Origin of the sequence: Paraperlucidibaca baekdonensis (assembly GCF_003387535.1) — a bacterium.
Classification (GTDB): Bacteria; Pseudomonadota; Gammaproteobacteria; order Pseudomonadales; family Moraxellaceae; genus Perlucidibaca; species Perlucidibaca baekdonensis.
On sequence record NZ_QUNR01000004.1, the window covers coordinates 72,697 to 92,520 of the forward strand.

A 19,824-nucleotide genomic window follows, 5' to 3' on the forward strand; every position below is an offset into this window, starting at 1 on the left:
GCAATGCGAAACGCGCATTGCTGATTTTCGGAGCAAGTTATGAGTGCGTTGTTTGAGCCACTAACCATGGGCGCGTTAACGCTGCCCAATCGCGTCATTATGGCGCCGCTGACGCGCATGCGTGCCAGTGCCGGCGATGTGCCGAGCGAGTTATCAATCACCTATTATGCGCAGCGCGCCAGTGCTGGTTTGATCATCACGGAGGCTTCGCAGGTCTCGCCGCAGGGCAAAGGCTATATGCAAACGCCGGGTATTTATTCGCCGGAGCAGGTCGCCGGATGGCAGCGTGTCACCGCCGCCGTGCATGAGGCTGGTGGTCGTATTGCCATGCAGCTATGGCATGTTGGTCGTATCTCGCACAGCAGCCTACAGGTTGATAATCAGCCGCCAGTCTCGGCCTCTGACCTGCCCGCGATGACCAAGACCACCGTGCTCGGCGCCGATGGTAACCCCGAGCGCGTACCCTGCAGTACGCCGCGCGCATTAGCACTCGCTGAGATTCCTGAGCTGCTGGCGAGCTACACACACGCCACTCATGCCTCACGCGAGGCCGGCTTTGACTATGTTGAAGTGCATGCCGCGCATGGCTATTTGCTGCATCAGTTTCAGTCTATTGAGAGCAATAAGCGCGATGACGCCTATGGCGGCAGCTTAGAAAATCGTGCACGCCTGACTTTGGAGGTGCTCGACGCCACCATCGCGGCTTGGGATGCCGACCGCGTTGGCGTACGCATTTCGCCAATGGGTAATTTCAATGCCCTCGATGATGCCGAAGGCGAGGCCATGGGTCTGTATTTGGCCGAGCAGTTTGCGCAGCGCGGCATTGCTTATTTGCATCTATCTGAGCCAGATTGGGCGGGTGGCCCTCAGCTTAATGAGCGCTTCCGCATTGCGTTGCGTGCGCGCTTCCCTGGCGTGATTATTGGTGCCGGTAACTACACGAAGGCCAAAGCCGAGCCCTTGTTGGCGAAGTCGCTGATCGATGCCGCTGCGTTTGGCCGGCCTTACATTGCTAACCCCGATCTTGCGGAGCGTCTGCGCGATGATGCACCGCTCAATGAGCAGCGCCCGGCGTTGTTTTATGGTGGTGGGGCAGAGGGTTATACGGATTATCCGGCGTTGTCGGCTTAACGGCTTGTGGGTTGGTTGGCGGCGAGATGGGTTGGCGCACCACGCTGCGCTATGTGAGCCAACCCATCTCGCCGCCAACCGATAGACGTCAGTGGGTGTTGCGGCCCTTAGCCAAAGCGGTAGTGGGGAGTCCACCACAATCGCAGGTGCTGAGCCAAATCAGTAGGAGAATCCACCACAATCGCAGGTGCTGAACCAAAGCATTTGGCGCACATAGCGCAGCGTGGTGCCCCAAATGCTTTGGCTCAGCACCGTCAATAGCAACTCCTCAAGCGCTTAGCCACCGCCCCGCGAATAAAAAAAGGCCCATCAAAAGACAGGCCTTAATTCACCACAAAACACCTTAAGCAATCTGCATATTCTGCAGCGCCTCAATGCGCTTCTCCAGCGGCGGGTGCGACATAAACAATGACGCCACACTAAAGCCCTCGCGCTTGCCAGAAGTGATTGCCATTGCAGTCATCTCAGCCGGCATCTGGTCGGGCACCTCATGTTCGCGTTGCAGCGCGCGCAAGGCATTGATCATGGACTGGCGACCGGCCAAGCGAGCACCGGCTTCATCGGCACGGAACTCACGATAGCGCGAGAAGTACATGACAATGGTCGAGGCCAAAATACCCAAGACAATGTCGGCAATGATACTGGTCACGAAGTAAGCGATGCCCGGACCTTCTTCATTTTTAAACACCACGCGGTCGACAAAGTTGCCGATGATGCGCGAAAAGAACATCACAAAAGCGTTCACCACGCCTTGGATCAGCGACAGCGTCACCATATCGCCATTGGCGACGTGACCGATTTCGTGGCCCAGCACCGCGCGCACTTCATCGCGGTTCATGCGTTGCAACAAGCCTGACGATACCGCCACCAAAGCTGCGTTTTTATTCCAACCAGTGGCAAATGCGTTGGACTGGTAGCTGGGGAAAATACCGATTTCGGGCATTTTAATGCCAGCTTTTTGCGACAGCTCAGAGACGGTATCAAATAACCATTTCTCTTCATTGGAGCGTGGCGACTCAATGAGTTGCACGCCCATGGAGCGTTTCGCCATCCATTTCGAGAGTAATAGCGAGACCAGCGAGCCAACCATGCCGAAGACAAAGCACATGATGAGCAAGTTGCCCAATTGCAAGGTATTGCCTGCGCCATGCGTCGACCCCACGCCAAGCAGGCTGAGCACAACACCAGCAACCACCAAAACCGCTAAGTTGGTGAGCAGGAACAAGAAGATGCGTAACATGGGCTTTTGAGCTCCTTTTGATTGAAATCACTAGTTAATCTATGGACGCCCGATGACGATTTCAAGTCATCAAACGCTTATTTTGTGTCGGTCTGTATCGAGACGCAGAGCCTGTGTTGCCGCCACACGCTGTTTGTCCGACGTTAATGACTAACTGGCCACTGAATCGGTGCCGTGGCGGCGGCGATAATCCGCCAAAAACCGCGCCAAACGCGAAATTGCCTCGGTGAGCTCCTCACGATGCGGCAAAAACACCACGCGGAAATGATCCGGCGTTGGCCAGTTAAAGCCGGTGCCTTGCACCAACAACACGCGCTCGGCTTTCAGTAACTCCAAGATAAACGCTTGGTCATCGGCAATCGGGTACACGGCCGGGTCGAGGCGCGGAAATAAATACAGCGCGCCATTGGGCTTTACGCAGCTCACCCCGGGAATATCGGTGAGCAGCTGCCACGCCAGCTCGCGCTGTTCATGCAAGCGCCCACCGGGGCGAATTAAGTCATTGATGCTTTGGTAGCCGCCCAGCGCCGTTTGGATGGCAAATTGCGCTTGCACATTGGCGCATAGACGCATGGAGGCGAGCATATCCAAGCCTTCGATATAGTCTTTGGCCTGCGCTTTGGCACCGCTGACCATTAGCCAGCCGGAGCGAAAGCCGGCCACGCGATAGCTTTTCGAGAGGCCGTTGAAGGTCACGCAAAGCAAGTCATTGGCGAGCGTGGCAATGGACGTATGCTGGGCTTCGTCGTAGAGAATCTTGTCGTAGATTTCATCGGCGAAAATGATGAGGTCGTGCTTGCGCGCCAACGCCACAATACCCTCGAGAATCTCTTTTGAGTACACCGCGCCGGTGGGATTGTTGGGGTTGATCACCACAATGCCGCGGGTTTTTGCGGTGATTTTGCGCTCTATATCGGCGAGGTCGGGGAACCAGCCATTGTCTTCATCGCACAGATAATGCACGGCTTTACCACCGGAAAGTGTCACGGCAGCGGTCCACAGCGGATAGTCGGGCGCCGGCACGAGCATTTCATCGTCGTTATTCAGCAGCGCTTGCATAGCCATGACAATGAGCTCTGAGACGCCATTACCAATATAAATATCGCCCACATCGACGCCGAGCATGCCCTTGGTTTGGTAGTAATGCACCACGGCTTTGCGTGCGGCAAACAGACCCTTGGAGTCGCAATAGCCCACGGCATTAGGCAGATTGCTGATGACATCCGAGAGAATTTCCTGTGGCGCTTCGAAGCCAAACGGTGCTGGATTGCCGATATTGAGCTTAATGATGCGATGGCCTTGCTCTTCCATGGCATTGGCGGCTTTCAATACAGGCCCGCGAATGTCGTAGCAAACATCTTTAAGTTTCAGCGATTTTGAAATAGCCATGAGCGCCCACACCATCAAATTAAGCCGTCATTCTAGAGCAAATCATCACAGCTGTTGATAGCTGGCACGACTGTTTTCATCACCTAGCCAGACATTCGTGATAAAACCATCGGTTATAACGGTTCGCGCGTCAGCTGCTTGGCGCTGACCAACACATAAGGAGTGCGACATGACCAAAAAAACCGAGGCGCAATGGCGAGAAGCGTTGAGCCCTGAGGTGTTTCATATCACCCGACAAAAAGGCACTGAGCGTCCGTTTACTGGCGAATATAATGCCACCAAAACAGCGGGCACCTACTTATGCAGTTGCTGTGGCGAGCCGCTTTTTGATTCAGCAACAAAGTATGATTCGGGCTCGGGTTGGCCAAGCTTTTATGCGCCGCAGGCAGCATCGGCGGTAGCGGAGCATCGGGATGTCAGTCATGGCATGGTGCGCGTTGAGGTGACTTGCCAGGCCTGCGATGCGCATTTGGGCCATGTCTTTCCCGATGGGCCTGAGCCCACGGGCCTGCGCTATTGCATTAATTCTGCTTCGCTGCAATTAAAGCCCCAATCCTAAAGACAAGACGAACACGGCACAGCAGCGCATGACGCGCGCTTAATAGGAGGTTGCATGAACACATTAGGTGATTTTTCAGCACAAGGTATTGATGGCCAGGCCGTGTCGTTAAAAGACTACGCTGGTCAGGTGGTGTTGGTCGTTAACACCGCAAGCAAGTGTGGTTTTACGCCGCAATTTACAGGCTTGGAGACGGTTTATCAGCGCTTTCGTGACCAAGGGTTTGTGGTGCTGGGCTTTCCATGCAATCAATTTCTCAACCAAGACCCTGGCTCTGACAGTGAAATCGCCGAATTTTGCAGCCTAGATTATGGCGTGACGTTTCCTATGTTTGCCAAAATCGATGTCAATGGCCCCGATGCGCACCCGCTGTTTCAACACCTCACGCACGCCGCACCGGGCTTATTGGGCAGTAAAAAGGTCAAATGGAATTTCACCAAGTTTCTCATCGGCAAAGATGGTCAAGTCATTGATCGTTATGCGCCAACCACCAAGCCCGAGGACTTGGTGGCCGATATTGAAAAAGCCTTAAGCGCTTAAATCCCGGCAATCGCTGCGCTGGCGGCCATTAACGTGGCGGCCACGGCGGGGTCTTTTGATTCACTGGAGGTCATGGCTTTTTTGCGGCGAACAAAATACTGCCCGTGATGGTGCGCGGCGTCATCAGCAAGTGCCAACCAGACGGCGGTGTCAGCACCCTGTGTGGGACTGATGAGGACTTTGTCGACGAGCCATTGCACCGGTCCTGGCAGTTCACGCCAAATACCGGTGGCCACGCCGCCTGGGTGAAAGGCATTGACGCGAATGGCGCTGCCTTGTAGCTCAGCGGCTAAGGCGCGTGCATAGACCAAGTTGGCGAGCTTTGCGCTGCCATAGGCGGCGAAATCGCTCCAGTAGCGTGATGGGTTTTCATAGCGCTCGGCGTCTAAATGCCCCGCCCAATGCGCGACGGAGCTGGTCACCACCACGCGCGCCAAGGCTGCTTTATGCAGGCTTGGCAACAAGTGTTGCATGAGTCTAAAGTGACCAAAATGCATGGTGCCGATCATGCTCTCAAGGCCGTTGTCGAGCTGGCGCAAGCCATTGGTAAAACTGCCGGCATTGAGCATGACGGTGTCGAGCGCGGGTAGGGTGCTGAGCACCGTCAAGGCAGCGGCATCGACTTGCGTGAAGTCGGCGAGATCGAGCGCAATAGCGTGCAGCTTAGCGTTTGGCTGTTGTTCGCGAAGGCTGTCGATGGCCGCCATGGTTTTCGCCAAGTCGCGCGCTGCAATAGCCACTTCGTGGCCATCCGCGACAAAGGCTTTGACCATCTCCAAACCAATGCCGCTGTTGCCGCCGGTCACCAAAATTTGCCGCGATACGTTAGCCATTTTTCCTACCTTGTTGTCGATCGAGCGAAATTTACGCCGCGACATCGGCCGGCGGGCGCTGTAAGTTTTGCGATACTACGATATAACAAGGCCTAGAGCATCTACGAGCTGGAGTCATTGATGGCGGTTATCGGGATTTTTGGTGCGGGTAGCGTGGGCTGCTATTTGGGTGGCTGCTTGATGGCAGCACATACCGAGGTGGTGTTGGTTGGCCGAGCATCGCGCCGTGATGAACTGCGCGCGCATGGGCTGACGATCAGCGACTACAAAGGCCGCACACATGCGTTGACGAACGTCATGCTGGCCACCGATGCATCGGCATTGCAGCAAGTGGAGGTGGTGCTGGTGACCGTGAAGTCGGCTGACAGTGCCCAAGCAGCAGTCGACCTAGCGCCACATTTGCGCGACGGCACGTGGGTGGTGAGCATGCAAAATGGTATCGATAATGCCGCCACGTTGGCGCGTGGTTTGCCGCGTTGTCGGGTCGTGGCCGGGATGGTGCCGTTTAATGTCGCGCGTCGGGCACCGGGTGTGTTTCATCAGGGCACCGAAGGCTATTTAGCGGTCGGGCAGGCGCCAGGCCTGCAAGCGCTGATTGAGGCGCCCTTTGCCAAAGCCAAGCTACCGTTGCAATGGCAAGAAGATATGAACTCAGTGCTCTGGGCAAAGCTGATGCTCAACCTCAACAACCCCATCAACGCCTTGTCAAACCGGCCATTAAAAGAAGAGTTATCGCTGTGGGCGTATCGGCGCTGCTTGGCGATGGCGCAGCGCGAGTTACTCGGCTTGCTTAAGAAGGCTGATATTACGCCGGCACGACTCACGCCATTGGCGCCACAATGGATTCCACGCTTGATGTCATTGCCGGACTTTTTGTTCTCTCGCTTGGCTCACAAGCTGCTGGAAATTGACCCATTGGCACGATCATCCATGTGGGAAGACTTTGAGGCGGGTCGCCGCACGGAAGTCGATTGGATCAATGGCGAGGTGGTGCGCTTGGCGGAGCGCTTGGGCGAGCAGGCACCGGTCAATAAACAACTGGTGCGCTTAGTGCGCGATGCCGAGCAGGGCGGTCCGCGCGAATGGCAGGGTTCATCGTTATTGTTGTCGCTGAAAGCCGCTGCTGGTAGCGCCTAGCCTGCGCGCGATGGTTTTGCTGAGCGGCTGTCGCTTGACAGCACAATAGCCGCCTCCCTAACATCCGCGCCGCAGCTTCCGCTGCTGCCTCCCACGCATTGCCGTGTTCGATGTCCCCATCGTCTAGAGGCCTAGGACATCGCCCTTTCACGGCGGTAACCGGGGTTCGAATCCCCGTGGGGACGCCACTCATTAAGATTTCTCCTTTTCGTTTGTAGCCTGAGCACTTAATTGATCACTTTATATCTGCTATTCCATATATATGGAAAATCAGATATAAAGTGATGGTCTTACGAAGCAGCGACAGCCATGACGACCTCATTGACCCCGATAACGCTATTTAAGTGTTTAGCCGACGATACCCGCGCGCGACTGATGTTGCTCATCAATCAGGAGCACGAGCTGTGCGTCTGTGAGCTCACCTGCGCGCTGGATTTAAGCCAGCCAAAAATTTCGCGGCATTTGGCGCAATTACGCCAGTGCGGCTTGTTGAGCGATCGGCGAGCCGGGCAGTGGGTGTATTACCAAGTAGATCCACAACTGCCGGTGTGGGCGCGCGAGATTATTGCGCTGGCGGCAGCTGCCTATGGTCAGGCGTTACGCGATGATGAGACGAGATTGCAGGGCATGAATGAGCGTCCACAACGAAGCTCACTGTGCTGTCACTCAGGAGACTAGCCATGAAAATTTTGTTTATTTGCACACATAATCGCTGCCGAAGCATCTTGAGCGAAGCCATCACCAATCATCTGGCGCAAGGGCGTATTCAAGCCTTTAGTGCGGGTAGCCAGCCTGCCGGCGAAGTGCATCCACTCACGCTGAAGTATTTAGCTGAGCGTGGCATTGCTTGTGAGGGCCTGAAAAGCCAATCGTGGGATGATTTTGAGTCGATGCAGCCCGATGTCGTGGTGACCGTCTGCGATAGCGCGGCGAGTGAGGTTTGCCCGGTGTGGTTTGGCCAAACGATTCAGGTGCATTGGGGCTTGCCGGATCCATCGAAACTGGGTGCTGAGGAGGCTCCGGCGGCCTTTTTTGCGGTAATGGACACCATCAGCGCGCGCATCGAGGCGCTTTTGGCCAGCAATTTTGAGCAGCTCACTGAGCAGGCGCTGCGCGCTGAGCTGCAGCGCGTGGCGGATTAAATCATGGGCATTTTTGAGCGTTATTTATCGCTGTGGGTGGCCTTGTGTCTGGCGGCTGGGGTGATCTTGGGGAGCGCTTTTCCGGCACTATTTCAGTGGTTTGCAGCGCTTGAAGTCGCGCATGTGAACCTGCCCGTGGCGGTGTTTATTTGGTTGATGATCTACCCCATGATGGTGCAAGTAGATTTTGCCTCATTAAAAGCGGTAGGTCAGCGGCCACAAGGCTTGTATTTGACGCTAGTGATTAATTGGCTAGTCAAGCCTTTGACCATGACAGCGCTAGGCTGGCTGTTCTTCAAAGTCATTTTTGCCGATTTGATTGATGCGCAGAGTGCGAGCGAGTACTTAGCCGGTTTGATTTTGCTGGGCGTGGCACCGTGCACGGCAATGGTATTTATCTGGAGCCATTTGGTTAAAGGCGATGCCAATTACACCTTGGTACAAGTCTCTCTAAATGACCTGATTTTGATAATTGCCTTTGCGCCAATCGCTGCCTGGTTGCTGGGCATCAGCAACATTACCGTGCCCTGGGACACCTTGTTATTGTCGGTATTGCTCTATGTGGTGGTGCCGTTAGTGGCCGGCGTGTTGACTAGGCGCTGGCTGCTGGCTTCTGGCAGTGAGGCTCGCTTAAATGACTTTTTGGCGAGCATTAAGCCTCTGTCGATTAGTGGTTTGTTGGCGACGGTGGTGCTGCTATTTGGGTTTCAGGCAAACACATTACTCGCGCAGCCAGAGCGCGTGGTGCTGATTGCCATTCCGTTGATGATTCAAACCTATGGCATTTTCGCTTTGGCTTATGTGGCCGCGTGGCTGATGAAGCTGCCACATCGTATTGCCGCGCCGGCCTGCATGATTGCCACCTCGAATTTCTTTGAGTTGGCCGTGGCCGTGGCGATTGCCTTATTTGGCCTGCATTCGGGAGCGGCCCTGGCCACGGTGGTGGGTGTTTTGGTGGAAGTGCCGGTGATGTTGAGCTTGGTGGCCTTGGCAAATCGCACGCGGCGGTGGTTTCCGGCCTAGGTGCGACATATTGTCGCAGTGCTGGCCATCTGCGTTGTCAGCTGCAAGCGGGGTGAGTAGGGTAGCGTCAAAATAACAACGGATTTGCCATGACGACTTTAGCCCCAGCACCTTTATTTCCCCGAACCCTGTGCGCGCTTGCGCTTGCCAGCCTGAGTCTGCCAGTTTTTGCCGCCGGTACACACCATGGTGCCTCGGAAAACACAGCACATGCGAGCCACGGCGGGGTGCTCAGCCATGCGCCAATTGGCGTGATGGGCGATCATCGCCACGGAAAGGGCGAGTTCATGTGGTCGTACCGATTTATGCGCATGAATATGGAAGGCAACCGCCAAGGCACCGATTCGATTAGTAACGATGAGATTGTCACCACGGTGGCCAATCCCAATGGCAGCCCGGCCACTGTGCGCGTGGTGCCGAAAAAAATGACTATGGACATGCACATGCTCGGTGCCATGTACGGTCTCAGCGATCGCGTCACGCTGATGGCTATGGTGCCGTATTTGCAAAACAGCATGGATCACATCACGTACATGGGACCTTCTCCCACGGGGCCTAATGGCACCAAGGTGCTTGGCGAGTTCAGCACCGAAAGTAATGGCTTAGGCGATATCAGCCTGAGCGCCTTGGTAGGACTCTACACGCACGGTGCTAGCCAAGTGCATGCGCATATTGGCGTGAGTCTGCCGACCGGGACCATTAAAAATGAAGACACGGTGCTAGCGCCTACGGGTGCTATGCCGCGTCTGCGCGTGCCCTATGCCATGCAAATTGCTTCTGGCACTTATGACTTCCTGCCCGGCCTGACCTACACCAGTCAGCATCAACGCTGGGGTTGGGGCGCGCAGTATTTGGGTCGTTTGCCTTTAGAGAAGCGCAATGATCAAGGCTATGTCTTGGGGGCGCAGCACAGCATTACCGGCTGGGGAGCCTATGCCGTTGCGCCGTGGATCAGCACGTCATTGCGGGTGAAAGGAACGCATCGCGATCGCATTCACGGTATGGATGCCGCTATTCGCGCGCCGATTCAGACCGCCAACCCCGATAACTACGGCGGCGAGCAGGTTGATATTGGCTTTGGGGTTAACCTCATGGGTACCAGTCCTGGCCTGAAAGGCAAGCGTGTGGCCCTGGAGGTGCTGACGCCGGTGTATCGCAACCTCAACGGCACGCAGCTTGAACAAGACTGGACGCTGACCGTGGGCGCACAAGTTGCCTACTGACGCGCGCGGCTAAATCTTGCTATGTTGCCCCTCACGACAAAGGGGCAACGTATGATTGAGTTATTTACCGCATCGACACCGAATGGCTGGAAAGTCTCCGTGGCACTCGAGGCGCTGGGGCTGGCCTACGAGGTGCGCGCCATTGATCTGATGAGTCAGGCGCAGAAGGCGCCGGAGTATCTGGCCATCAACCCCAATGGCCGCATTCCCGCCATCATCGATCACGCGCCGACCGATGGCGGCGCGCCGATCACCATCTTTGAGTCGGGCGCTATTTTGGTGTATCTGGCCGAGAAAACTGGCCAGCTGATGCCGACTGATGTGCGTGGGCGCATGGCGTGTCTGCAGTGGCTGATGTTCCAGATGGGCGGCATTGGCCCGATGATGGGACAGGCCAATGTGTTTTTCCGCTACATGCCGGAAAAAATTCCCACCGCCATCATGCGTTACCAAAATGAATCGCGGCGCTTGTTTGAAGTGCTCGACCGGCGTTTGGGCGAGAGCGAATGGCTCGCCGGTGACGCCTTTTCCATTGCCGATATTGCCAACTGGTGCTGGGTGCGGACCTACAAATGGTCGGGTGTCTCGGTCAATGAGCTGCCGCACCTGCGGCGCTGGCTCGATGCCATCAAAACCCGCGAGGCCTGCCTGAAAGGCGTGACTATTCCGCACCCCATGCCATCACTCGATGATGACGAAGCGGCGGAGGCGAAAGCCAACTTCGTGAAGGGCGCGCAAACCATGGTGCAACGCTAAGATATGACCGCTGAGTCCGATAATTTTTACGAAGTTACTGGCGTTGCAACACGCCAGTAACATTCGGCAGCAAATCTCCTAAGAACTCCCCCGCCTAATCACTAAAGCGCGACAGATACCGGCCGACAAAGGTTGCACGATCAACCTATCGAGCTAAACAGGTACCGCGCTATGAAATTACTAATCGCCGACGACAGCAAAGCCATGCGTTTGGTTATCAACCACATGCTGCGTCAGGCCGGCTTTAAGGGTCATGAAATCGTTGAGGCCGCCGACGGCACCCAAGCCTACGACGCCATTCATAAAGAAGATCCTGAGCTGATTATCTCCGACTGGAACATGCCTGGCATGACCGGCATCGAAGTGCTGCAAAAAATCCGCTCAGAAGGCATCGACACCACCTTTGGCTTTGTGACCACCGAAGTCAGTCACGACATGCGTACCTTGGCAGAAGGCTCTGGCGCGGCTTTTCTCATTGGTAAGCCGTTTACGCCCGATGACTTTGAGCGTGCCCTAGATAAGTACCTAGGCTAAGGAGAGTCGCATGCAGTCGCTGCCAAATGCTGATGCCGTTGCAATGACCTTGACGACGTTTTTACGCCGCAAAGTCAAAGTAACGCCGGCCACTGTTCCAGATCGCTTACCGATTTTAGGCTTCTATCGTTCCACCGAAGCGACCGACATTGCGGTCTGCGAAAGTGATGTTGCCTTTGCTGCCAACTCGGCGGCGGCCTTTGCCTTGATTCCTGCCCCTATGGCGCAAGAGTCCATCAAAGCCGGCACCTTAGATGAAGGTCTGCAAGAAATTTTCGCTGAAGTACTTAATGTCTTGTCGCGCTTATTTGCCGATACCGATGGCGTGCGCGTGACATTAACCACGACTGTTTTTCCTCCCGAGGACCTTCCCGAGCGCATGGCCCAACGGCCAGCCGGTGGTGAGGTGGGCTTTGACGTGAGCATTGATGGCTACGGCACAGGCTTCTTGGGTTTAGGGTTACTGGGGGCGGTATGACAATAGACATGGACATGAGTGAATTTCACGCCATCTTCTTCGAAGAGGCGTCTGAGCACCTGGCCAGTCTAGAAACATTGCTGGTTGGGTTTGATCGTGAGCAGCCCGACCCGGAAGCAATGAATGCAATTTTCCGCGCGGCGCATTCGATCAAAGGCAGTGCCTCGACGTTTGGCTTCCCCGACATGGCCGCGGTCACCCACGACTTAGAAACATTGCTCGATAAAGCGCGCAAAGGCGAGTTGCAATTGACCGAAGAAATGGTCGATATCACGCTGGAGGCGCGCGACGTGTTGCTGCTGCAGTTGGCTGCACACCAAGGCGGGGAAGCGGTCGAGCAAGCAGTGATCGATGATCTCTGCGCGCGCGTGCGGGCCTTAGCTGTGGTGTCAGAGCCGGCTGTGGCAGCGCCAACTGAGGCGGATGAGACGTCTGTTGAAGCGGCAAGTGATGCCGTCGTCGATGCGCCAGATCAAGCAGTGCCAGAGCCGGCAGCCGTTGACAAAGCTGTGGCAGCGCCGCCAGAGACGCCAGACAAACCAAAGGCGGTGGCGAAAGTCGCCGAGTCCTCTTCGATTCGCGTTAGCGTGGAAAAGGTCGATCAGCTCATCAACTTGGTTGGCGAGCTGGTCATTACGCAGTCTATGTTGGCGCTCACCGAGCAAAGCCCGCTCAATGATGGCAGTGCCGAAGCCGAGCGCTTGCTGGAGCGCTTGCAACAGCTCGAACGCAATACCCGTGAGCTGCAAGAAACCGTGATGAGCATTCGCATGTTGCCAGTGAGTGCGGTGTTTAACCGCTTCCCACGGTTGGTGCGCGACTTGGCCGGCAAGCTCGATAAGCAAATTGAGCTGCGCACCTTTGGTGAATCTACCGAGCTCGATCGCGGCGTCATTGAAAAAATTACTGACCCACTCACGCATTTAATCCGCAACAGCGTCGATCACGGCATTGAGCTGCCCGATGAGCGCACGGCGGCTGGCAAGCCAGCTAAGGGCGTGTTGACACTGTCGGCGTATCACCAGGGCGGCAGCGTCATCATCCAAATTCAAGATGATGGCAAAGGCTTTGATCGCGATCGCATTTTGGCGAAAGCCCGCGAGCGCAATTTGCCGTTGAGCGATAACCCCGGCGATCAGGAAATTTGGAATCTGATTTTCGCGCCCGGTTTTTCCACCGCCGATACCGTGACCGATGTCTCGGGCCGTGGCGTGGGCATGGATGTGGTGCGGCGAAATATCGAAAACCTCGGTGGCCGTGTCGATTTGCAGTCGGTGCAGGGGCAGGGCACGACCATCACCATTCGCTTGCCGCTAACGCTGGCGATTATGGATGGCATGGCCGTGGGCATTGGCGAGCACAACTACATTGTGCCGCTGACGGCGATTATTGAATCGCTGCGGCCCATAGCGAAAGACCTCAAAGGGCTGGTCGGTCACGATGGCAGCAAAGGCCGCTTAGTGCTGGTGCGCGGTGAGTATTTGCCGCTCGTGGCGCTGCATGAGGTGTTCAATATTGAGCCGAAAAATGCCGAACCAGAAAAAGGCATTTTGATCATTGTCGACACCGACAGTGGTCGCGCGGCGCTGTTTGTCGATGAGCTGCAAGGCCAGCGTCAGGTGGTCATTAAGAGTTTGGAGTCGAACTACCGCAAGGTGCCTGGCATCTCGGCGGCAACCATCATGGGCGATGGCAGTGTTTCGATGATTTTGGATGTATCGGAAGCCGTACGCCTTGGTCGTCGGCATGGTATGGCGGCAGTAACGATGGCGCAGGCTGTCTAGGGGATAAACGATGGATATTTTGCAACGCGACAACACCAAGTCGAGTACGGGTCAGGAGTTTTTGACCTTTGCCCTCGGCGCTGAGGAATACGGCATTGATATTTTGAAGGTGCAGGAGATTCGCTGCTATGAGCGCGTCACGCACATCGTCAATGCGCCGAAGTTCATTAAAGGCGTGATCAATCTGCGCGGCATCATTGTGCCGATTATTGATTTGCGCATGAAGTTTGACCTCGGGAATGCCGATTACACGGCGTTTACCGTGGTGATTATTTTGAACCTCAACACCCGCGTGGTGGGTGTGGTGGTCGATAGCGTGTCGGATGTGATTCAGCTCGAAACCGAAGAGATTCGTGAGGCGCCGAGCCTGAGCAGTGTCGATCTCGACGCACAGTTTATCCGTGGGCTTGCCACGCTCAATGAGCGCATGGTGATTCTCATGGACATTGAAGCCTTGATGAGTAGTCCAGAGATGGCGCTGATCAACACCCCCACGACGGCCAGTGCCGACGCAGCTTGAGTTATTAGGAGAAAGATCATGCGAAATAACTTACCGGTGACAGGCACTGAGCGGTTTTTGGGAGAGGGTGAGTTCATCCTGTCGCAAGCCGATATGCAGGGCAATATCACCTACATGAACCGCACATTTATTGAAATGAGCGGTTATACCGAGGCTGAACTGCGCAATCAGCCACACAATATTCTGCGCCATCCCGACATGCCGCCCGAGGCCTTCCGTGACTTCTGGACGACGCTAAAGTCTGGCAAATCGTGGTCGGGTTTGGTGAAAAACCGCTGCAAAAACGGCGACCACTATTGGGTAACGGCGAATGCCACGCCGATGTGGAGCAACGGCACCATCACCGGCTATATGTCGGTGCGCACACGCCCCGATCGTAAGCTGGTCGAGAGCGCTGAGACGCTGTATCGGCAAATGCGCAATAAAGAAACTAAAGCGACCCTCAGCGATGGTCGAATCATGCTTGGCGGTTTAAAAGGCCTACTACAACGGTTGGATGATATGACGATTAAAAAACGGATGAGCTTGGTTTTCACAGCAACCTTGGTGCTCTGGTTAATGGTCGGCTTTTTAGGCTGGAGCGGCATTGCCGATGGTGAAAACGACCTGCGCGAGGTTGTTGAGCAACGCATGGAAGGTAATCGCCTCATTACCGCTATTGAAGCGGACTATGCGGTGGATATTATCGATGCAGTCAATAAAACCAATGCTGGGATTATGACAGCTGAGGCGGCTAATGCCGGTATTGATGCGGCTATCAAGCGCATTGATAAAAACTGGACAGCATTGAATGGATTAGATCACTCACCCGCTGCTCAAGACTTGCTCGAAAAAGCTGGCGCTCAAATGAAAAAGGCAGATGCTGATATTGTCAGGCTACAGTCGGCTTTGAGCGTTTTGAATGGCGCCGCGCCTGGTCGCTTAAATGCTTTCGATGGGGCGCTCTATCGCAGTATCGACCCCATTGGCTCAACACTTAATCAAGTCTTCGATATTAAAAATGAAGCCGCCAAGCAAAGCTATATTGACGCGATGTCACTGCACACGGCGCACAAAAGCGGTATTTCGATACTGATTTTGCTCGGCGCTATCTTGATTGCCTACATGCTGTTCCGCACTTACAAAGTTATTGTGCAGCCGGTGGAGCGTGTGCGTAAGCAGATGGTCGAAATTACTAACGGCAACTTGTCCTTAGCCGTTGAAAGTGATCGTCGCGATGAGATCGGTGATATGACCGATGCCTTCAAGTCGATGTTCGTGAAGCTGCGTTTCGACATGGCTGACACGCGCCGTGTGGCTGATGAAGCCGAGCGCATGGGCTTTGCCTTGGCCAGCGTGAGCATGCCCGTGACTGTGTCGAACGAGCAAAATAACCTGATTTATTTGAACCAGGCCGCACGCCAGCTCTTTGAAGGTATTTACGGCAGTGGCTCAGCAGTCGATGCACTGCTCAATAAGCCCATTACCGAGTCATTAGATGACCCTGAGCTCAAGCGCATTACGTTTGGCAAACTCGATCAAGCGAAAGCCGCTGACGGTATCCTGGCGGGCCGCAATATTCGCCTAAGTACACGCCCGGTAGTCGACAAGGCCAATACATACTTAGGGCGTGTTTGTCAGTGGAATGACCGTACTTTGGAGGTGCGCTCTGAAGAGCAGGTCTCGTTTATGGTCGAGGCAGCCTCTAGCGGCGACTTCAGTCAGCGCATTGAAACAAAAGATAAGTCTGGCTTCTTCTTGGCACTGGCTAATAACCTCAACGATCTTGTTGAGGCCACTGGTCAGAGCTTGGAAGATGTGGTGCGCGTGCTGAACTCGCTCGCTAAAGGCGACCTCACGCAGACCATTGATCGTGAATACCGCGGCACCTTTGCGCAGATGAAAACTGACGCTAACGCCACCGTGGCGCAGCTGAAAGAAATCATCACCACGATTTCTGAAGCGACCGACGCCATCAACGGTGCAGCGAAAGAGATTGCCGCTGGTAACGCCGACTTGTCGCGTCGTACCGAGTCGCAAGCCGCTAGCCTGGAAGAGACGGCATCGAGCACCGAAGAGCTAACCAACACCGTGCGCAATAACGCCGATAACGCCACGACGGCGAGCCAGTTAGCGCGCACATCCTCGGAAGTTGCCGATCGCGGTGGCCGTGTGGTCAGCGAAGTGGTAGTGACCATGGGCGCGATTGCCGAGTCATCGAGCAAAATCGCCGAGATCATCAACGTCATCGATGGCATCGCTTTTCAAACCAATATCTTGGCGCTCAACGCCGCGGTGGAAGCCGCGCGCGCCGGTGAGCAAGGTCGTGGCTTTGCGGTGGTGGCGGGCGAAGTGCGGAACTTGGCACAACGCAGCGCCTCGGCGGCAAAAGAAATTAAAGAGTTGATTTCTGAGTCGGTAGCGAAAGTTTCCAACGGCTACAAGCTGGTGGAAACCGCCGGTCAAACCATGCAGGAAATCGTCAGCTCTACGCAGCAAGTGGCGTCGATCATGAACGATATCTCCTCGGCATCGGAAGAGCAGCGCACCGGCATTATGCAGCTCAACAGCGCCATCACCTCGATGGATGAGACCACGCAGCAAAACGCCGCGTTGGTGGAAGAGGCTGCGGCTGCTGCGCAATCGCTGGAAGATCAATCCGGCAACCTCACCGAGGCCGTGGGTGTGTTCCGCATTGATGGTCGCGAACGTGGTGGCTCACGCAAAGTCGAGCGTCTGCCCGTGCGGCCAGTCATGAAAGCCGCTGCTTACAAAGCACCGGCCAAACCGAAAGCCGTGGGTGGCTCTGCCGCCGCCCAGCTCGATGATGAGTGGGAAGAGTTCTAAGTAACACCCTCCTAACAGGTCGTTAGGTGTGCACCGGCTGGCAATAGGGCCGGCCGGTGTAACAAGGAGAGGCGAGTCGTGAAAGCCAATAACGAACGGATTGTTACTGTCGATGGCAAAGAAGCCGGGTTTTCGTTTAATCAAGGCGATTTCCGTCAAGTTCAAAAACTGATTTACGATCATGCCGGCATCAAGCTGGCTGATACTAAGCAAGACATGGTGTATTCGCGGATTATTCGTCGTTTGCGCGCCACCGGTATCCAAACCTTTCGCGAATACCTCACGCTGATTGAGACAAGCCCGAGTGAGTGGGAAGCCTTTGTAAATAGCCTGACCACCAACCTCACGGCCTTTTTTCGAGAGGAATACCATTTTCCGATTTTAGATGCGTTTATGCGTCAGCGCCCCGATTGCTCGCGGCCATTTCGCATTTGGTGCAGTGCCGCGTCTACAGGCGAGGAGCCGTATTCGTTGGCGATGACGGCCTTACAAGTATTTGGCAAAAATCCGCCGGTGGAAATTATTGCTACCGACATCGACACCAGTGTGCTGGTGAAAGCCGATGCCGGTGTCTATCGCAACGATCGTATTGAGAAGTTAGACCCGAAATACTTACGCTATTTTGCGCGTGGCAAAGGCAGCAACGAAGGCCTAGTCCGTGTGCGCCCAGAAGTGCGTGAACTGGTGACTTTTTTGCCGCTGAATTTGCTCGATAATCAATGGCCAATCAACGGCCAGTTCGATGCGCTGTTTTGCCGCAATGTGTTGATTTATTTTGATAAAGATACTCAGCGACGAGTGCTGGAAAAGTTTATTCCGTATATGCACAACCAGTCGCAGCTATTTGTTGGGCACTCGGAGTCATTGCTGCACTTAAATGACCTGTTTCGCCTGCGTGGCAAGACCGTTTATGAGCTGCAGTCCTCCCTCAAGCGTGCAGGATGATGACTGATGTCAACACCGCGGCGTCGGCCGCGCTATGACGCTTCAGTTGGTGAGGCCTACCTAGCAACGTCTAAATTTTATGACCATCAATTCAAACGGGAGGTCATTAAAATCATGCCAGGTGAGTTTTTCGTTGCCAGCGGTGAGGTGGTGATTGCTACCGTGCTGGGTTCCTGTGTTTCTGCGGTGATTTGGGACCCCGTCACACGTATTGGTGGCATGAATCATTTTATGTTGGCCGCCAGTGCCGATGAGCATGGCGACGAGATCGACTGCATGCGTTATGGCCATTTCGCCATGGATACATTGATAGAGCGCGTATTGGCACAGGGTGCACTCAAGCACTCGCTTGAGGCGAAAGTGTTCGGCGGTGGCCGCGTGCTGCGCGGCTTCAGTGCCAGTGATATTGGTGAAGACAATGCCGCCTTTGTGGTGGAGTACCTTGAGGAGAAAGGTATTCCTATCACGGCCTGTAATTTAGGGGATGTCTACCCGCGCAAGTTGTATTTTTTTCCAGACAGTGGCCGCGTGAAAATGCGCAAGTTGAAAACTGACTATAACCCCAAGGTCGCTCGTATTGAGATGGCTTATCGGGCAAACCTAAAACTAGGATAAGACAATGACCTCTCCTTCTGTAGCGTCATCGGTTTCTTTACAGCCCATTCGTGTGGTGGTGGTGGACGACTCATCGGCGATGCGCCTTTTACTGTCAGAGATCATCAATCGACAACCCGATATGCGCGTGATTGCGACTGCGCCCGAGACCGATACCGCGCGCAAACTCATCCGCGAGTTGCAGCCCGATGTGGTGACGCTAGATATTGAAATGCCGGGTATGGATGGCATCAGTTTTTTAGAGCGTCTGATGCGTTTAAACCCATTACCCGTGTTGATGATTTCCAGTGCCGGTGATGCTGATTCTGAGTTGGCGCTGCATGCACTCGACTTAGGCGCGATGGACTTTATTAGTAAGCGCCAGCTCAAAGGCCGCGCAGATTTGCAAAGCATGGCTGCGGAAATCACCAATAAAATTCGCATCGCCTCAGAGGCCAATCATCATTTCAAGCGTGTACAGCCGAGTATTGTTAAAGCGCAGCATGCCAACACAGGGACACAAAAATTCCCGCTCAATCATATTGTTTGTTTGGGTGCCTCCACCGGCGGCACCGAAGCCATCAAGCAGTTTGTGCATCAGCTGCCCGCTAATTCGCCGCCGGTATTGATTGTTCAGCACATGCCCGAGGGCTTTACGCAGCGCTTTGCCACGCGTTTAAACAATGAGTGCAAGGTACACGTGAAAGAGGCGGTGGCTGGCGAGGTGATTCGACCCGGCTGCGTCTATATTGCGCCGGGTAATGCCCATATGTTGCTAGAGCGCGTTACCGGCGGCACCTACAAAGTGGTGTTATCGGAGGGGCCGGAGGTTAATCGTCATCGTCCGGCGGTCGATGTGCTGTTTGATAGCGCCGCCGAGGTGCTCGGCAAGCTCGCCACCGCCGTGTTGCTGACCGGAATGGGCCGTGATGGTGCCAAAGGCATGGCCGCGATGAAAGCCAAAGGCGCGTATTGCTTTGGTCAGGATGAGGCCAGCTGCGTGGTCTATGGCATGCCGCGAGCAGCGTTTGAGCTGGGCGCAGTCGATGAGCAAGGCTCACCGGATGTCTTGGCGCAGCGCGTTTTGGCGCGCTTATCGTCGATGGCCGATGTGATGGCCGCGGTGGGGTCAAAAGCCTGACGACTCGCGCCTGTCATTTTTTTGACATG

General features: G+C 55.0%; 20 protein-coding genes and 1 tRNA gene. 18 read left to right on the top strand and 3 right to left on the bottom strand.

Features of this window, described 5'->3' with window-relative positions; all coding sequences use genetic code 11:
* The first annotated feature begins 39 nt into the window (after window positions 1–39).
* A complete protein-coding gene (gene nemA, locus DFR26_RS09085; protein WP_116208657.1) occupies window positions 40–1,131 on the top strand; it encodes an N-ethylmaleimide reductase in 1,092 nt (363 codons plus the stop codon).
* Between the two features lie 343 nt (window positions 1,132–1,474).
* Here nemA and htpX read toward each other — a convergent pair whose 3' ends face one another.
* Both htpX and DFR26_RS09095 read right to left on the bottom strand, forming a co-directional pair.
* A complete protein-coding gene (gene htpX / locus DFR26_RS09090) occupies window positions 1,475–2,371 on the bottom strand; it encodes a protease HtpX (protein ID WP_116208658.1) in 897 nt (298 codons plus the stop codon).
* Window positions 2,372–2,521: 150 nt separating this feature from the next.
* On the bottom strand, window positions 2,522–3,760 hold the full coding sequence (locus DFR26_RS09095) for a pyridoxal phosphate-dependent aminotransferase (RefSeq protein ID WP_281269898.1): 1,239 nt from the start codon (window positions 3,758–3,760) through the stop codon (window positions 2,522–2,524).
* Window positions 3,761–3,929: 169 nt separating this feature from the next.
* Between DFR26_RS09095 and msrB the strand changes: the two genes are divergently transcribed.
* Together msrB and DFR26_RS09105 are read left to right on the top strand one after the other, a co-directional pair.
* Window positions 3,930–4,319, top strand: coding sequence for a peptide-methionine (R)-S-oxide reductase MsrB (gene msrB / locus DFR26_RS09100; RefSeq protein ID WP_116208660.1), 390 nt, complete (start codon window positions 3,930–3,932; stop codon window positions 4,317–4,319).
* Between the two features lie 54 nt (window positions 4,320–4,373).
* A complete protein-coding gene (locus tag DFR26_RS09105) occupies window positions 4,374–4,859 on the top strand; it encodes a glutathione peroxidase (protein ID WP_116208661.1) in 486 nt (161 codons plus the stop codon).
* Here the strand turns inward: DFR26_RS09105 and DFR26_RS09110 are convergent.
* Window positions 4,856–5,692 carry an SDR family NAD(P)-dependent oxidoreductase gene (locus tag DFR26_RS09110; RefSeq protein ID WP_181899035.1) on the bottom strand — a complete coding sequence of 279 codons (837 nt, stop codon included), beginning with the start codon at window positions 5,690–5,692 and terminating at the stop codon, window positions 4,856–4,858. The genes DFR26_RS09105 and DFR26_RS09110 overlap by 4 nt on opposite strands.
* 120 nt (window positions 5,693–5,812) lie before the next feature.
* On the opposite strand from DFR26_RS09110, the gene DFR26_RS09115 reads away from it, so the two are divergent.
* The 15 genes from DFR26_RS09115 (at window position 5,813) to DFR26_RS09185 (ending at window position 19,795) form a co-directional block, all read left to right on the top strand.
* Window positions 5,813–6,829, top strand: a complete 1,017-nt coding sequence (locus DFR26_RS09115; protein ID WP_116208663.1) for a 2-dehydropantoate 2-reductase — start codon at window positions 5,813–5,815, stop codon at window positions 6,827–6,829.
* Window positions 6,830–6,941: 112 nt separating this feature from the next.
* A tRNA-Glu gene (locus DFR26_RS09120) sits at window positions 6,942–7,017 on the top strand.
* Window positions 7,018–7,138: 121 nt separating this feature from the next.
* Entirely contained in the window at window positions 7,139–7,507 is a 369-nt protein-coding gene (locus DFR26_RS09125) for a metalloregulator ArsR/SmtB family transcription factor (RefSeq protein ID WP_116208664.1), read from the top strand.
* A gap of 2 nt (window positions 7,508–7,509) precedes the next feature.
* On the top strand, window positions 7,510–7,971 hold the full coding sequence (locus DFR26_RS09130; protein ID WP_116208665.1) for an arsenate reductase ArsC: 462 nt from the start codon (window positions 7,510–7,512) through the stop codon (window positions 7,969–7,971).
* A gap of 3 nt (window positions 7,972–7,974) precedes the next feature.
* Window positions 7,975–8,994, top strand: a complete 1,020-nt coding sequence (arsB, locus tag DFR26_RS09135; RefSeq protein WP_116208666.1) for an ACR3 family arsenite efflux transporter — start codon at window positions 7,975–7,977, stop codon at window positions 8,992–8,994.
* Between the two features lie 89 nt (window positions 8,995–9,083).
* Complete coding sequence (locus tag DFR26_RS09140) at window positions 9,084–10,217, top strand: transporter family protein (RefSeq protein WP_116208667.1); 1,134 nt, start codon at window positions 9,084–9,086, stop codon at window positions 10,215–10,217.
* 51 nt (window positions 10,218–10,268) lie between these two features.
* Window positions 10,269–10,973 carry a glutathione S-transferase family protein gene (locus DFR26_RS09145; protein ID WP_116208668.1) on the top strand — a complete coding sequence of 235 codons (705 nt, stop codon included), beginning with the start codon at window positions 10,269–10,271 and terminating at the stop codon, window positions 10,971–10,973.
* 171 nt (window positions 10,974–11,144) lie between these two features.
* Window positions 11,145–11,507, top strand: a complete 363-nt coding sequence (locus DFR26_RS09150; RefSeq protein WP_116208669.1) for a response regulator — start codon at window positions 11,145–11,147, stop codon at window positions 11,505–11,507.
* 10 nt (window positions 11,508–11,517) lie between these two features.
* Window positions 11,518–11,985, top strand: coding sequence for a hypothetical protein (locus DFR26_RS09155; protein WP_116208670.1), 468 nt, complete (start codon window positions 11,518–11,520; stop codon window positions 11,983–11,985).
* Between the two features lie 14 nt (window positions 11,986–11,999).
* Window positions 12,000–13,769 carry a chemotaxis protein CheA gene (locus tag DFR26_RS09160; RefSeq protein WP_245953053.1) on the top strand — a complete coding sequence of 590 codons (1,770 nt, stop codon included), beginning with the start codon at window positions 12,000–12,002 and terminating at the stop codon, window positions 13,767–13,769.
* A 10-nt stretch (window positions 13,770–13,779) separates the two neighbouring features.
* Window positions 13,780–14,289, top strand: coding sequence for a chemotaxis protein CheW (locus tag DFR26_RS09165; protein ID WP_116208672.1), 510 nt, complete (start codon window positions 13,780–13,782; stop codon window positions 14,287–14,289).
* Window positions 14,290–14,307: 18 nt separating this feature from the next.
* Window positions 14,308–17,115, top strand: coding sequence for a methyl-accepting chemotaxis protein (locus DFR26_RS11290; RefSeq protein ID WP_116208673.1), 2,808 nt, complete (start codon window positions 14,308–14,310; stop codon window positions 17,113–17,115).
* A gap of 78 nt (window positions 17,116–17,193) precedes the next feature.
* A complete protein-coding gene (locus tag DFR26_RS09175; RefSeq protein ID WP_245953054.1) occupies window positions 17,194–18,060 on the top strand; it encodes a CheR family methyltransferase in 867 nt (288 codons plus the stop codon).
* Between the two features lie 6 nt (window positions 18,061–18,066).
* Entirely contained in the window at window positions 18,067–18,675 is a 609-nt protein-coding gene (gene cheD / locus DFR26_RS09180; RefSeq protein WP_116208674.1) for a chemoreceptor glutamine deamidase CheD, read from the top strand.
* A gap of 4 nt (window positions 18,676–18,679) precedes the next feature.
* Window positions 18,680–19,795, top strand: a complete 1,116-nt coding sequence (locus DFR26_RS09185) for a protein-glutamate methylesterase/protein-glutamine glutaminase (RefSeq protein WP_116208675.1) — start codon at window positions 18,680–18,682, stop codon at window positions 19,793–19,795.
* The last annotated feature ends 29 nt before the right edge of the window (window positions 19,796–19,824 follow it).